Here is a 15,208-nt window from a genome sequence, read left to right as displayed (position 1 = left end):
ACCAGATATAGAGCGGATCGCCGCCGATCGCCACGGATACGGGCATCTTGCGCCCTGCTTTACGGTATTCGTCGAAAAAGCCAGCGCCGTCTTTGTGTATCTGCCAGTGCATCCCCAGGCGGTCGCGCCCGTAAATTTGCAGGCGATACATGCCGAGATTTTGCGTTTGAGAGTTCAGATCCTTCGTATAGACCTGCCCCATCGTGATGAACGCGCCGCCGTCACCCTCCCAGGTCTTAAGAACGGGAAGCTCGCCAAGATCGACGTCAGCGCCCAGATGCGCGACCTGCTGACACTCGCCACGGCCGCTAAGGCGCTTTACAAAAATTTTACGAAGCGAGATTAAGTGCGCTAAAAAATCAATTTTTTCGCCGAGGCTTTGCGGACGCTTCGGCTTTAGCAGGCTCTCGATCTCGGCGGCGATCTCGTTAGGTTCGCGACCGAGGATTAAATTTAACGCCTCGAAGGAGCCAAAAATATTGGTTAGCACAGGCGGCATCCGTTTACCCTGCGCGTTTCGCACGTTTGTAAAAAGCAGCGCCTGCGAGCGCTCTTTCTTGACCTCGATATAGCTTGCGTGCGCTATCTCAAGCTCGGTGCCGATCTGCTCCTTTACCTCGCGCAATAGCCCGTTTTCGCGCAGAATTTTAATGTAGTCCATAGCCCTCTTTCAATTCAATAATCCCATAATGAGCTCTCGCCATATTATTTATCGCATGCACCGATGGCGCGCAGTATGGCGATCATCCCCTCGGCTGCGACATCGTTTACGATCTTGCCGCGCTCGTTAAAGTAATAAAAGTTCATCACCCGCGCGCTAAATTTTCGCCCCGTAGGCGCGATGCCCATAAAATCATGCTTGTGAGTGCCGCTGCAAAGCCAATACACCGCTACGCATCTCTCGTCCGAGACCATGTCCTACATCGCCCACTGTACATCAGGGAAGCTCGTGCGCATCATTTTTACGATCGCATTGTAGCCGCTGCCGCCGTAAAGCGGATCTTTCGACGCGGGCGTGACAAACGGCGCTTCGGGATCCACAAGCTCGTTTAAAAGCGCTTCGTCCGCGGTATTTATCGCCGTCTCAAAGCGCTTCATAGCGGCTTTATTCCGCTCTATTTTATCCTCGTGCGTGGTTTTAGCGCTTGATACTATCGGCGCGATAGCCGCTACTGCGCCGAATTTAATAAAATTTCGTCTTTTCATACCGATCTCCTTGAGGCTAAAATAGATTTTTTTCTTGCGGTTTTTGATTTAGAAGCTGCACGATCGCGCTCTTCTCCGCAAAAACCAGCGCGTAGTGAAACTCAGGCAGGCTCTTTAGCGCGCTTAGCTTATTGAAGCGAAAGTCGATCTTGGTGCCGTCCAAGCGGTCCTCCCAGCTGGCGCATACGATAATTTTTTCGCGGAATTTTGCCCGCAAAAACTCCGCTTCGCGCGCAAAAAGCTCAGGATCGCTCTCGGCGATAAAGGCGCGATAGCTTCCGCCAAGCGAGCTAATGTTAAAAAATCTATCCACAAAAATCGGCTCGAAATGGCCAAATACGCTTAAGTTTTGAAATTTAAAGGGTATGTTTTTGCGCGAGAGATACTCGATCACGCCGCATAGCTCGGGCAAAAACAGCTGCGGAAAGATTAAGTTTGAATAATAAAGCCCGCCGAAAACGAAGCTGCTGTAAAATATCGAGCCGCCGTAAAGCAGCCTAAAATCGTCGCTCGCAGGGATCGTGACGGGCGAGATACCGAGGCTTTGCAAAAGATCGCCGTCGGTGGTGAAGTAGGTATTTTTCTCTTTGGCGTTCAACAGGCTGATGAAAAGCTCGCCCTTGCTGCGCGGCGCAAACATCAAATTTTTCGGCACGCTCGTGTAGCGCAGGATCTCGCTTTGCACCTCGTTTATCAGCACGAAGCCATGCCGCCACGTCTCGCCCAGAAATTTTATCAGCCGCACTAGCGCCGAGCATAAATTTTCGACCTTGATAAAGGCGATCTCGTCGTTAAGCGGCTTGAAATTATTATCGAAAATGATCGCGTACGCGCCGTTATCGATCGCGGTGCGCACGTCGCGCTCATTTGCGCCGAGTGCTATAAAAGCGCCCTTTTTCGCGACCTTTGCGGGCTCGATCGCAAAGCTTTCGACCGCGGAGATCGCAGGACTATTTAGCATCGTTCCGTTTACGATACGGGTTAAATTTAATAAATTTACCATTACGATTTCCCTGCGGCGGAGCTTTTAAAGGGCGCGCTCTTTGCGGCGCGGCGCGGCTGCTTTGCGGTAGATGCAGAACTTGTGCCGGACGCGACGGCGTCTTTTGCGGCGATTACGGCAGGCGTAGCAGTATCTTTTGCGATGCGGCGAGATTTTGCGTTCTGAGAGGTACTTTTAGCCGCTGCCGATTTTACACTAGCTGCAGAAATTTTATTTTGCGCGGCGCTTTTTACGGACGCGGATTTTGCGACAGATGGCAATTTTGCCGTGGATGTAGAGACTACACTTGCTGCGATATTTTTGGCGGTCGATGCAGTTTTTGCGACAGGTATAGGTTTTTTAGCGAGCGGGGATTTTTTTGCGGGCATGCTTTTTGTTGCTGCATTTTTTTTAGCAGAAGCGCTTTTGGAAAGTGAGGCGTCCTTTTTGACATTCGCGCCAGAAACACCTGCCGTGCGCTTTCTGCGCGATGCGGCGCTTGCTTTAGAGCTCTCGCTATCCGCGCTTGCGCGCTTTTTCGAGCGCTCATCTGTAAATTTATCGGTGCGCGAAAATGAACGCACGACCGCGCGCGTGCCGAGTTTTGCACATTTTAAAGCGGCAGACTTCGACAGCTCGCAAATGCCGAATGTTAAAATTTTACGCGCCGCAAATTTTAAAGCAACTCCTGCGCCGAGTTTCAGCGCCAAAGGCGTGGCGCATACAAGCCCGCCTGCACCGATCTTTGCGGCAAGGGAGGAGTTGCGATAAAGCTTTAAAATTTTATCCGAAGCGGCGCTTTTTTGCGCGCAGAGCCCGGCCGCGCCGTAGATAGCGAGCTTCGAAGCCTTGCGCGCTAAAGCCTTCATCGCTAACCCACGATCGCGCCGTTTTTTACGGGCGCGAGAGTGCTAAGCAGCGTAAGGCTACCGTCCTCGGCGCTTAAAATCATACCCTCGCTGCTATGTTTAAAAATTTTAGCGGGTTTTAAATTCGCCAGCACGCAGATCTGCTTGCCGACAAGTGCGGCGGGATCGTAAAATTTCGCGATACCGCTTATGATTTGACGCGGCTTCTCCTCGCCCAAATCGATCATAAATCGCAGCAGCTTCTCGCTGCCCTCTATGTTTTCGCACTCCAAAATCGTGCCGACTTTTATAACGCACTTTTTAAAATCGTCGATTTTGATTTGAGCTTCGGTTGTCTCGCCTTTGGCTTCTTGCGTGGTAGCGCCCGAGCCGAAAGCGTTTGGGTTTAAACTTGGCGCGCCTTTTACTGCGGCATCTGTGCCCGAACCGCTTTCAGAATTTACAGCGCCATCCAGCCTGTCGTAGTCCGCCTTCGGCATTAGCTCGTGATCAATCTTGGTAAAAAGCGGCTCGCACGGCTTAGCCTTAAAATCTAAAATTTCGCCGCGAAGTACTAGCTTTTCATAAAGCGGAGTGGATATTTCAAAGCCGAGCGTGTCTGCGATACGTGCCGCCGTCTTCGGCATCGCGGGACTTAGCAGTACGGCGACTTTAGCCAAAATGTTTGCAACCAATGCGATGAGGGCCAGCGCCTTGGCCTGCTCGCCGTTTTTCATCAAATTCCACGGCTCATATTTCGCGATCGAAGCGTTCGCAAGAGCAAGCGCCCTCCAAAGCTCCTCCAAGTATCTATTGGTAGCGACCTCCTCAAGCGCGCTAAGTGCTGCGCTCAGATAGGAGTTCGCCTCCTTGATCTCGGCGGTGAAAAATTTCATCACGTCTTTGGAATTTATGACGTAGTCCGAGTATTTTGCGCTCATGCCGACGATGCGGCTGAGCAGATTTCCAAGCTCGTTGGCAAGCTCGGAATTTATGCGGTTGATGATCGCTTTTTGCGAAAAATCGCCGTCTTGGCCGAACGGCACCTCGCGCAATAAGAAATACCTAAACTGCTCCAGCCCGTAGGCGTTTGCGACCTCGCGCGGATCCACGACGTTGCCAAGGCTCTTACTCATCTTTTTGCCGTCGCGCGTCCACCAGCCGTGAGCTGCGATGCTACGTGGCATATTTAGCCCCAGGCTCATCAAAAACGCAGGCCAATAAACGGCGTGAAAGCGCAAAATGTCCTTGCCTACGATGTGCAGCGCATCGTGCCAATACTCCATCCGCTCGCCGCCCGCGCAAAATCCAAGCGAGCTAAGATAATCCATCAGCGCGTCCAGCCAGACGTAAATCACGTGCTTAGGATCGTTTAGCTCGGACGGAATTTTAATACCCCAATCAAAGCCCGTTCGCGTGATCGAAAGATCCTTTAGCCCGCTTTTTACGAAGCTTATCACCTCGTTTTTTTTGCCTAGGGGAAGAATGCACTTTTCATCCTCGTACCATTTCAAAAGCCGCTCTGCGTAGGCGCTAAGCCTAAAAAAATAGCTCTCCTCTTTTAAAATTTTAGTCTTTTTGCCGCAGTCGGGGCAATACTCGCCGTCGATTAACTGAGCGGAAGGGAAAAAACTCTCGCAGCTTACGCAGTAGTTGCCCTCGTATTCGCCCTTATAAATGTCGCCCTTTTCATACATCTTGCGAAATACGTTTTGCACCGCCGCCTCGTGCGCGGCATCGGTAGTGCGCGAAAACATATCGTAGCTGATGTCAAACTCGTCCCACAGGTCTTTAAATTTAGCGCTTACGCCGTCTGCGTACTGCTTTGGGCTCTGGCCGTGCTTAGCTGCGGCCTCCTCGATCTTTTGGCCGTGCTCGTCGGTGCCCGTTTTAAAAAACACCTCGTGTCCTTGCAGGCGGTAAAATCTAGCCATCGTATCGGCGATGATCGTCGTGTATGCGTGACCGATATGCGGGACGTCGTTTACGTAATAAATCGGCGTCATTATGTATTTTTTCATCATTCTCCTTACATTAATTTTATCAATAACCTAATCTATCGCAATATATAATTTTAATATTTAAATTTACTGCGATCGTGAGCCCGCTTTATTTAAGGTATAATTTACATATCCCGTCTCGGGCTGAATACTTATATAGGCTTGTTCATTAGCATCATTGGTAAGCGTGATAACGCATGGATTTTGACCCACGAAAAGCCTATCATATGGCACATTAGAGTTCGCTAACTGCCCCATTGGGCGGCCATAAGAATCAAAGGATATGGTGTGATTATTTCTATTACCGCAATTAGTAAATTCTATATTGCTTATATTATATGTTGCTTCTAAATTTAGCTTTTTATTCATTTTTGCACCATTAGTATTGGCAGGTTGCCTAGCAAAGCCCGAAGTAAGCAGTTTGTTAGGATTTTGCGGATCAGCTGCCATAGAATTTAGGCTATTTGGTTGTCCGTTTGAACCAGGGAAGTCTCCGTTATCCCAATATATATTATATCGCCATCCTGCTGCAGAGCCCGGTGCTCCTTGATCGGTAAATTGAATCCTCCAAAATCTCTTAAACCAATTAGGATCGTCGGGATCGAATTTGTTATCATTCATAGCCAGCTGCTGAGTATAGCGAATATGAGCAGCTACTTGATCTGCCGCCTCCACAAGGCTATTTCGATTGATTTGAGGCACTGCCACCGCCGCTAAAATTCCAACCACCACGATGATGAAAATCAGCTCTATCATAGTAAATGCTTTTTTCATAATTTTTACCTTTCATAAAAATTTTGTTTATATTTTAACATAAAATTTCGCAATTCGCACGCCTCGCTTGTAAATATCTATATTTTGTATCGAATTTTTATGATCCGAGACATATTCCGGCTCATCCACATAGATAAAAGCGCTATCCCCGCTAGGCAGTCCGTAAAATTTTAGGCGCAGGCAGAGCCTCTCGTCTTCGCAGCTTACATTTTTTACTCCGCGATTTTTTAGCTCACTTGCCAGCTGCCTAGCTACGTCAAATTTATAGATGAAATGCCGCTGCGGTTTGTTTGCGAACATCGCCTCATACATCACATCGCTAAAAATCACTGCAAAATAGCTCACCGCTAAGCTTACTAACGTCACACCCACGGCGATCTTGTGAAAGGTGCGAAATTTAGGCAATCTAACTCGGTATGAATTAAACAAAACCCGAATGATCAAAGGCGTAGCGATGACGCAATACGGCAGCATCATCTCAAGCGGCACGCGTTGTCTTAGCGAAAAAAGCATCGTTAGACAAAGCGCGCTCGTAGCGATGAACCACAGCAAGCTCTTTTCCTCTTTGATCCAAATTCTATAGATCGTGTAGATGAAAAATAAAAACACTAAAGGCGAAAACGCGCCCGCAAAAACGCCCACGGTGTCCAGAAAATATCCCTTCGGCTTGCCTTCCGAGCTTACGTCGTAAAAGATCACGCTGAAGCTAAATAGCGCTATGCAAAGAAGCAAAAGCTCCTTTTTGCGCGTATAAAGCGCCCAAATTCCAAAGCTGACGTAGAGCATAAAAAACGCGCGGTCGATCAGGGCGCAAACGGACAGAAGCACGAAAAGCGCGATATTGTATTCACTCTTTGCAAAATAGATCGCTAGCAGCGTGAAAAAAACGATGATGCCCGCGGGATTTAGCAAGATCGCGCTACTCATTGACGCAGGAAGCGCCATAAATAGCGCCGTAGCGACCACTCTATCGAAGCGACGCTTTAGAATAAATTTTGAAATTTTATAGATCATCGCGGCATTTGCGAAGTGGATCAAAATAAACGGTACGCGCAGGGCGTAGTCGTTGCGCCCGAAAATTTCGCAGCTTAAATTTGCGATTAGCGAAACGAGGGATTTTTTCTCATAAAAAATTTCGGCTTCGTAGTAGCTGATGCTTAAATTTGAGATCGCATAAAGCAGAAATATGCCCTGAAACAGGCACATTATAGAGATTACGAAAATTTCGTTTTGATAAAGCTTCTTCACTCTCATCCTTGCTGCGGGCACTTTAAATTTACGACCTAAATTCTACGGCCGAAATTTCATAAAATTTAATCCGCCGAATCCTTTAAAATTTAGCCGCTAAATTTAACCGCACGCCGCTTCATTCCTCTATCGTATAATTTTCCCAAAAGAAATTTATCCACTCATCCGTCTTTGAAATTTTAAAATCGGGCTGGATGAGCGCCTTAGGTTTGTAAAAAATCACCGCGGTTTTAAGCTCTATTTGCGGGAATTTCTCCAGCAGCACGCGCTTGATCTCGACCATGCTGTCGCCGCTGTCGATGATATCGTCCACCAGCAGCACGCGGCTGCCGGCCGTTAAAGCAGCACGCGCTTGTAAAGCTCCAGATCGGGCACGTTAAAAACGTCGATGGTGTCGAGCTTTTTGGTGTCCGCGTAGTGGATGGAATTTATCGAAAATATCGTTCGCATATCAAGCGCATTGGCTAGCGCATGACCAAATGTGAGCCCGCCTCTAGCGATCGCCACGATTGCATCGGGCATAAATTCATCCCTAACCTGCTTTGCTATAACTCTTGCATCGCGATCCATCTCGTCAAAACTATAAAATCTCATATCTTTCCTTAAAATTTAATGCATCAAAAATACTAAAACGCTAATCGCGCCGAGCGTCAAAACGCCGAAATTTAAATCTTTTATCCTGCGCTGAGCGAGTCTAACTACGATATAAGCGATAAAGCCGAAGCTTAAGCCGTTGGTGATCGAGTAGGTAAAAGGCATCAAAAACACTATAAAAAAGGCAGGGATTAAAATTCCAGCGTCGCTATAATCGATCTTGCCAAGCTCGCTAAACATCAAAACCCCGACCATTACGAGGATCGGATAGATCGCATTTGCGGGGATCGCCTTAAATAGCGGCAACATAAACAGCGTCAGCACGAAAAATATAGCGCAAAATACCGCCGTTAGCCCCGTGCGGCCGCCCGCTTCTACTCCGCTCGCGCTTTCAGCAAATGCGGTAACCGTGCTCGTGCCGATAACAGCACCTGCGACGCTACCTATCGCATCGGAGGTTAAATTTCTAGATAATTTTTTCATACCGTCTTTGCTGTTCTCTCCAAAAAGCCCTGCGCGGTTTCCCACGCCGGTTAGAGTGCCGATACTATCGAATAGATGCGTAACGAAAAATGTGATTATAAAAGGCACGAACGCAAGCTTTAGCGCTCCGGGGATATCTAGCTTAGCAAATATCGGCGTTATGCCGCTTGGTGCGCTTACTATGCCATGCGGTGCGGGCGAAATTCCAGCCACCCACGCAACGCACGAAGTAATCAAAATGCTTAAGATAAACGCCGCCTTGATTCTAAGCACGAAGAGCACCAGCACGACCGCTAAGCCTAAAATCCCAAGCAAAACGTTTAGATCTTTTAAATTTCCCAAAGTTACTAGCGTCGCCTGACTAGGCGCGATGACACCCATCTGTTTAAGTCCGATAAAGCAGATGAAAGCCCCGATACCCGCACTTATGGCGCGACGCAGATCAAGCGGGATAGATTTGATAACCCAAACGCGAAAATTCGTAAACGAAAGCACTGTAAAAAGCGCTCCGCTTATCGCTACGATGCCAAGTGCGCTCTGCCACGGCATCTTCGCATCCACGCACAACGCAAAGGTAAAATACGCATTTAGCCCCATGCCAACGCTAAGCGCAACGGGGGTATTTGCAAAGAGCCCGTTAAACAGCGTCGCGATTATCGTAATAAGCGCGGTTGCCGTAACCAGCGCGTCAAACGGCATGCCTGCGATGCTCATAATGTTAGCGTTTACCGGCACGATGTAAATCATCGCTAAAAACGTAGTAAGCCCTGCGATAAGCTCCTGCCTTACCGACGTTTTTGCGGCGGCGAGATGAAAGAATTTTTCCACTTGCTCCTCCTTTAGAATTTATTCGTAAATTTCGATCTGATTATACAAGCTGTCGCGCTCTACCGGCACAAAGCCTGCGGTGCTGATCATATCGATAAAATCGCGCTTACTCTGCCCTTTTTTGCTGCCGGCGCCGGCGCTGCTTTGAATACTTTCGTTCTCGATCGTGCCGTCAAGATCGTCCGCGCCGAAATCCTGCGCTACGAGGGCCAAGCTTAACGTCGAGGTCGCCCAGTAAGCCTTGATATGCGCGACGTTGTCAAGCAAAATTCTACTAATCGCGATCGTTTTTAAAATTTCGACCGAGCCCAAAAAGCCCTTCACGTCCAGGTAGTTGTTTTCGCGCTGATACACGAGCGGAATGAAGGCGTTGAAACCGCCGCCGTTAGCGCGAGAGAGGCTCTCATCTTGCAGCGCGCGGATACGCAAGATGTGATCGATGCGGTGAGCGCGGCTTTCTATATGACCAAAGAGCATCGTGGCGTTACTCTGGCGCCCGCGTGCATGCCACAGCGAGTGGATACGTAGCCACTGCTCGCTTGAGACCTTGCCTTTGCAAATTTTATCGCGCACGTCCTCGTCAAAAATTTCAGCGCCGCCCCCGGGCATCGAATCTACGCCGCTTTGCATCATCAGCTCTATCGTCTCCTCGTAGCTCATCTTCCACTTTCGCCGCCAGTAATCGATCTCCGCCGCGGTCATAGCCTTGATGTGCACAAGCGGATATTTTTGTTTTATCGCTTTGAAAATTCCCAAATATTGCTGCGGCGTAACGAATGGATTGTGCGAGCTTACGATATGAATCTCCTTCGTGCCGCGCGCTACGGTCTCATCCACGATACGCATGATCTCATCATCGCTCATCGTGTAAGCGTTTTCGTTCTTGCGGTGCGCCGAAAATGCGCAAAATTTACAGGTATCTGCGCATAAATTCGAAGGATTTATATGACGATTTGCGTTAAAATAGACGTTTTTACCGTTTTTTTCTTTGCGAATAGCAAAGGCGAATTTGCCCAGATCGAAAAGATCCATATCCCATAATTTAACGCCGTCTTCGTAATTTAATCTCTCGCCGCTTTGTAGTTTTTCTAAAATTTCCATCGATTTCCCAAGCCAAATTTTGTGCTAATTATATAATTTTTTGCTTACAAAACGGATAAGCGGACTAAATTTAGAGCCGAATTTCGTTAATTTAAAATAGCGTAGTAAAATGGGCGCCAAATTTTAAACAAGGAAAGCAAAATGTGTGGAATCGTAGGCTACATAGGAAATGCCGAAAAGAAAAAAATCATAATAAACGGACTGAAAGAACTCGAGTATCGCGGATACGATAGCGCAGGGCTTGCCGTGATGGACGAGAGTGCGAATATAAAGTATTTCAAAGCGGTCGGCAAGCTAAATAATCTCGAAGAAAAGATGAAAGATTTCACTTCGCAAGGCTTTGGCGTTGCGATCGGACATACTCGCTGGGCGACGCACGGAAAGCCCACCGAGCTTAACGCGCATCCGCATTTTGGAGATTTTAGCTTCGTCGTACATAACGGCATCATCGAAAACTACATCGAGCTAAAAGATGAGCTCGAAGCGGACGGCGTGAAATTTTTAAGCCAGACCGATACTGAAGTGATCGTGCATCTTTTTGAAAAAAATTTCAAGGCTAGCAACGACGCATTTAAGGCATATGAAGCCACAATTAAACGGCTAAAAGGCGCATACGCAACGCTTTTGATCACCAAGGCAGCACCCGGAGAAATTTTCTTTGCTAAAAACGCAGCTCCGCTCATCGTCGCGAAAAATGATAAAAACGAAATTTTCTTTAGCTCCTCAGACGCCCCCCTCATCGGGCTTGCGAATACTGCTGCGTATCTGGACGATCAAATTTACGGCGTTGCCAAGCTCGGACAAATAGACATTTTTAAAAACTCTAAACCGCATAATTGCGCCTTTAGTGAGCTTCCGAAGGATAAAGGCTACGCGCAAAAAGAGGGCTTTAGATTTTTTATGGAAAAAGAAATTTACGAGCAAGCGCAAGTCGTAACCGAAGCGATGATGGGGCGCGTAATAAAGGGCGGTAAGATAAAATTTGACGAACTTGATGCGGCGATGTTTGAGGGCATCGATGAGGTCGTGCTATGCGCCTGCGGCACAAGCTATCACGCCGCGCTCGTAAGTTCGTATCTTTTCGAGCGCATCGCTAAAATCCGCACAAAAGTGGAAGTCGCCAGCGAATTCCGCTACAAGGAGCCGTTTTTGAATAAAAACTCCCTTTTTATCGTGATTTCGCAAAGCGGTGAGACAGCCGATACCTTAGAGGCGCTGCATATCGCTAAAAAAGCTGGTCTTAGGACGCTTGCGATCTGCAACGTCGATAACAGCTCGATCGTGCGCATGGCAGGTAGCGTGATCCTCACCCGCGCAGGCATCGAAAAGGGTGTGGCATCTACGAAGGCTTTTGCGACGCAGGTTATGGTGCTATGGATGTTCGTCGTGTATCTTGCAAATCTGCGCGAAGTCATCTCGGTACGCATGAATTCCGCTGAAATTTCAGCGATGCTTCATATCCCGCAAATTCTAAAGATCAAAGACGGCTTGCAGGATAAAATTTACCGCATGAGTAAACACTATCTGCACGGACACGGCTTTTTCTTTATCGGTCGCGATATTTTCTATCCGCTCGCTCTTGAGGGCGCACTCAAGCTCAAAGAGATCTCATATCTGCACGCGGAGGGCTATCCGAGCGGCGAGATGAAGCACGGACCGATCGCTCTTGCCGATTCTAATCTCTTTACGGTTGCGCTGATGCCAAAGCATTTGCTCTACGAAAAAACGAAAAGCAATGTCGAAGAGCTTGCCGCACGCGATGCGTATATTTTAGCTATCAGCCCGGAAGAGCCCGAGGTCGCGGATGATTTTATCAAAACAAGCGAGCAGAGCCACGCGATGAGCGAGTTTTTTGAGATGATGATAATTTTACAAATTCTAGCTCTTGAAATCTCTGTCAGACTTGGCAACGACGTAGATATGCCGCGGAATTTAGCCAAAAGCGTCACCGTAGAATAATCGTTTTTTAAGTTCATTTTGACTAATATTTCTCATTAAAAAATCGGGGAATGTTAGTATATGAGACTTATCGGATTTATCAGAGGTGAAAATGTCATAGTCGCCACGGGCGGGGTCGAGTATAGCTACGAAATGCTTGGCGAACGCGATCCTAGCCTAACCGACGGCGATGAGGTAAGCTTCGACACGCTAGCATCCAGCGCGATAAATATAAAGCGCGTCGAGGGCTCTAAATCCAAAGACCGCGTAGCGCAAAAAGTAACCCCACAGCCAAAAGAATCTGCAAAGCAAAACGATGAAATTTTTGGCGATAAGAATTCTGCAGAAAATAATATATCAGAAGCACCTTCCTTTCAAAGTTCTACCGAAAATATTGCAAACGATATATCTGCCATAAAAGAAACGAGGGTCGCAAAAAAATTTAAGAATTTTAAATTTAACCGCAAAGTCAAGCCTGCGAGTGCAAAAAAACCGAAATTCTTTGGATTTGAGTTCGTCCAAACCGACGATCTGCGCACTACGCAAAGCGTCGAGAGTAAAATTTATACTTCATCTATCCGCAAGGAAGGGCTTAAATCCATAATCCTGCCCATAGTGCCGATAGTCATTATTTTGATATTCCGCTCGCAAATTGCAAGCATATTTCTATCTTTTTCGCAGATCCAAGACTACGTCAATCAAGACACGGTTTATATGGTGATGGATCTGCTGATTTTCCTTAGTTTTGCACTATTTTATCTGCTGCCGCTTAACCGCGCGATAAACCTACTCTCCATAGCGACGCACAATCAATACCTGATGCGTCAAATGGCGAACTACAACGTCTTTATCATCCTGTGCGTCATCTCTACGATCCTGCAGGATAAGAGCCTGGGGCTGGATGAGTTCGAGCAGATTTTCATCTGCGGCGTGATCGGATTTGGACTCATTTCGTTTTATTATAAGTTCAAGGCGTTTGCGTTTATGTTTTTCAAAACCGCAGGCTCGATCCTATTTGCTCCTGCGCTACTCGTGGAGCTCGCGGCTATTATTTTCATCGGTATCGGCGACCGCTATACTGGTGCATCGATAAAATTTATGGAACTTACGGGGCTATTTTTTGCGAGCACGGCATGGAGATACATCATAATCTTTATCGTTATGTCGCCACTTTATTTCCTTGGATTTTGCATGATAAGGCGGATTAAAAAATAATTTTACAAAATTTTACCGCATATTTGGCTGCGATGAAATTCTACTATGATAGAATTCTGCTCAAAATTTCATTGCAAAATTTAGCACGAAGACAGAATTTAGTGGAAATTCGAACTTTATCAAAGTAAAATTCTACCGCATTAAAATTTTATCGCAATAAAATTCCATAATTTTAGGCGCAGATCGCACGCCCTAAAGCAATATATGTCTTTTATACGCGTAACGCACGGCTTACAAAAATACACCAATACTTCGAATTTCGATGCAATGCCCCCTATTTGACAAAAGCCGTGGCAATTTGACATCGCGTCCGTAAAATTCTACCGCTAAATTCCATCTTTAAATCTCGCGCGCTCAGCGCATATCAACGCAGAATTTTATCCACGCAACTTAGCGCAAAGCTTCAAAACTAAATTTTATCTCATATTCTACGGCGAAATTCCAAGACATAGCTCTCTATCATAATAAAATTTTGCCAAAATAAAACTCTAATTGATGCCAAAGCCTAAGTGCGGATTCAAATCAAATTTAAAGCTACAAGCTCCACGCGCCGCAGCTCTTAAAATTTCACTGCCAAAATTTTGTCGCGTTTAAATTTAATCGCCCGCGCGCCGTATTAAAATCCCGCCGCCGCCACTAAATTTAACTATCGCGCTAAATTCCATGCCCTCGCCTACTGAAATTTAATCTCGCGCTATGTTTCGTGCGGCGTAAAATTCACGCCTAAACTCCGCAAACCGCCCGTGCACGATCGCCTCTCTCATATCTGCGGCAAGGCGCAGGTAGAAGTGCAGATTGTGAATGCTCGCGAGGCGGTAAAAGCTAAGCTCGCGCGCGCGAAATAGATGATTTAGATAGCCGCGGCTGAAGCGTTTGCACGTGTAGCAGTCGCAGTGCGGATCGATCGGATCGTGATCGCTGATAAAGCCCGCGTTTTTGATGCTGATCTTGCCGAAGCTCGTAAATAGCGTGCCGTTGCGGGCGTTGCGCGTAGGCATCACGCAGTCGAACATATCCACGCCGCGAGCGACGTTTTCGACGAGATCCTCGGGAGTGCCGACCCCCATCAAATATCTCGGGCGTGCGGGATCGACGTATGGCATCATGGCCTCGACGGTTTCGTACATCAGCTCGTTTTTCTCGCCCACGCTAAGCCCTCCGATCGCAAGCCCGTCGAAGCTCATCTCACACAGCGCTTCGGCGCAAAATTTGCGCGCCTGCGGGTCGGTGCCGCCTTGGATGATACCGAAGATGTTTTGATGCGCGTGCAGGCCGCGAGATTTCATGGCCTCGTGATAATCTATCGCCTCGCGAGCCCATTTTATCGTGCGCGCAACGCTTAGATCGATACGCTTTTTAAGCCGCGATCTATCATCGCTGCTAAGTGCGCCCGGCTCGCGCGGCAGCTCCACCAAGTCGTCTAAAATCATCATAATATCGGAGTTTAGCTCATACTGCGTATCGAGCACCGAGCGCGGCGTGAAATAATGCATGCTGCCGTCGATGTGGCTTTTAAATTTTATGCCGCCCTCGTCGTTTTTTGTGTTTGCGCGCAGGCTAAAGGCCTGAAAGCCGCCGCTGTCGGTCAGAAAGCTGCGGGGAAACTTCGTAAATCCGTGCAGCCCGCCGAAGCCCGCCACCACCCGCGAGCCCGGACGCAGATACATATGATAGGTGTTGGCGAGAATGATCTGCGCACCCAGGAGCTGCTCCACGTCCGTCGCATCGAGCGCCTTGACCGCGCCCACGGTGCCGACCGGCATAAAAACGGGGGTGCGGATCGTGCTATGCGCCGTGCGGATCGTGCAGGCGCGCGCCGCGCCGTCCGCAGCGTCTATCGTAAAATCCATCTTGATCCTTTAAATTTAGCTTCTTGCGCGTACTTGGCGCAAAATTTTAAAAAGCGATTGTAGCGAAATTTAAATTTGCGGCAGGTAAAGGTGGGTAAAAATTTAAAGGATACTATGAGGTGTTTGCGGATTAAAATTTCG

At 47.8% G+C, this 15,208-nt stretch carries 13 protein-coding genes and 1 pseudogene; 2 read left to right on the top strand and 12 right to left on the bottom strand.

Features of this window, described 5'->3' with window-relative positions; all coding sequences use genetic code 11:
• The 11 genes and pseudogenes from Q0274_RS04920 to mqnE all read right to left on the bottom strand — a co-directional run.
• Positions 1-661 (bottom strand): UbiD family decarboxylase domain-containing protein (locus tag Q0274_RS04920; protein WP_298028106.1); only part of this gene is annotated, 661 nt, incomplete at its 3' end.
• Between the two features lie 44 nt (positions 662-705).
• Positions 706-915 (bottom strand): ester cyclase, encoded by a 210-nt coding sequence (locus Q0274_RS04915; protein WP_298028105.1) that lies wholly within the window; start codon positions 913-915, stop codon positions 706-708.
• Between the two features lie 3 nt (positions 916-918).
• Positions 919-1,206: a hypothetical protein gene (locus tag Q0274_RS04910; protein ID WP_298028103.1), complete on the bottom strand. Its 288-nt coding sequence runs from the start codon at positions 1,204-1,206 to the stop codon at positions 919-921.
• Between the two features lie 16 nt (positions 1,207-1,222).
• The gene (locus tag Q0274_RS04905) at positions 1,223-2,209 is read right to left on the bottom strand and encodes a hypothetical protein (protein WP_298028102.1); all 987 of its coding nucleotides are present in this window, start codon (positions 2,207-2,209) and stop codon (positions 1,223-1,225) included.
• On the bottom strand, positions 2,209-3,057 hold the full coding sequence (locus Q0274_RS04900) for a hypothetical protein (protein ID WP_298028101.1): 849 nt from the start codon (positions 3,055-3,057) through the stop codon (positions 2,209-2,211). Before Q0274_RS04900 ends, Q0274_RS04905 begins: the two co-directional genes overlap by 1 nt.
• Positions 3,058-3,059: 2 nt before the next feature.
• The gene (metG, locus tag Q0274_RS04895) at positions 3,060-5,057 is read right to left on the bottom strand and encodes a methionine--tRNA ligase (RefSeq protein ID WP_298028099.1); all 1,998 of its coding nucleotides are present in this window, start codon (positions 5,055-5,057) and stop codon (positions 3,060-3,062) included.
• 66 nt (positions 5,058-5,123) lie between these two features.
• On the bottom strand, positions 5,124-5,810 hold the full coding sequence (locus tag Q0274_RS04890) for a type II secretion system protein (RefSeq protein ID WP_298028098.1): 687 nt from the start codon (positions 5,808-5,810) through the stop codon (positions 5,124-5,126).
• A gap of 27 nt (positions 5,811-5,837) precedes the next feature.
• Positions 5,838-7,064 carry a hypothetical protein gene (locus Q0274_RS04885; RefSeq protein ID WP_298028097.1) on the bottom strand — a complete coding sequence of 409 codons (1,227 nt, stop codon included), beginning with the start codon at positions 7,062-7,064 and terminating at the stop codon, positions 5,838-5,840.
• A gap of 112 nt (positions 7,065-7,176) precedes the next feature.
• Positions 7,177-7,652, bottom strand: a pseudogene (locus Q0274_RS04880) (phosphoribosyltransferase).
• Positions 7,653-7,667: 15 nt separating this feature from the next.
• Entirely contained in the window at positions 7,668-8,963 is a 1,296-nt protein-coding gene (locus tag Q0274_RS04875) for an NCS2 family permease (RefSeq protein ID WP_177386696.1), read from the bottom strand.
• A gap of 18 nt (positions 8,964-8,981) precedes the next feature.
• Complete coding sequence (gene mqnE / locus Q0274_RS04870; protein WP_298028096.1) at positions 8,982-10,064, bottom strand: aminofutalosine synthase MqnE; 1,083 nt, start codon at positions 10,062-10,064, stop codon at positions 8,982-8,984.
• 141 nt (positions 10,065-10,205) lie between these two features.
• On the opposite strand from mqnE, the gene glmS reads away from it, so the two are divergent.
• Positions 10,206-12,023: a glutamine--fructose-6-phosphate transaminase (isomerizing) gene (gene glmS / locus Q0274_RS04865; RefSeq protein WP_298028095.1), complete on the top strand. Its 1,818-nt coding sequence runs from the start codon at positions 10,206-10,208 to the stop codon at positions 12,021-12,023.
• Positions 12,024-12,083: 60 nt separating this feature from the next.
• Positions 12,084-13,217: a hypothetical protein gene (locus Q0274_RS04860; RefSeq protein ID WP_298028094.1), complete on the top strand. Its 1,134-nt coding sequence runs from the start codon at positions 12,084-12,086 to the stop codon at positions 13,215-13,217.
• A 683-nt stretch (positions 13,218-13,900) separates the two neighbouring features.
• On the opposite strand, the gene tgt is transcribed toward Q0274_RS04860, so the two are convergent.
• Positions 13,901-15,067: a tRNA guanosine(34) transglycosylase Tgt gene (tgt, locus tag Q0274_RS04855; RefSeq protein ID WP_298028092.1), complete on the bottom strand. Its 1,167-nt coding sequence runs from the start codon at positions 15,065-15,067 to the stop codon at positions 13,901-13,903.
• Between the last annotated feature and the right edge of the window lie 141 nt (positions 15,068-15,208).

The sequence above is a fragment of the uncultured Campylobacter sp. genome (genome assembly GCF_937973075.1).
Taxonomy (GTDB): Bacteria; Campylobacterota; Campylobacteria; order Campylobacterales; family Campylobacteraceae; genus Campylobacter_B.
This window is presented reverse-complemented; position numbering and strand designations above follow the sequence as displayed.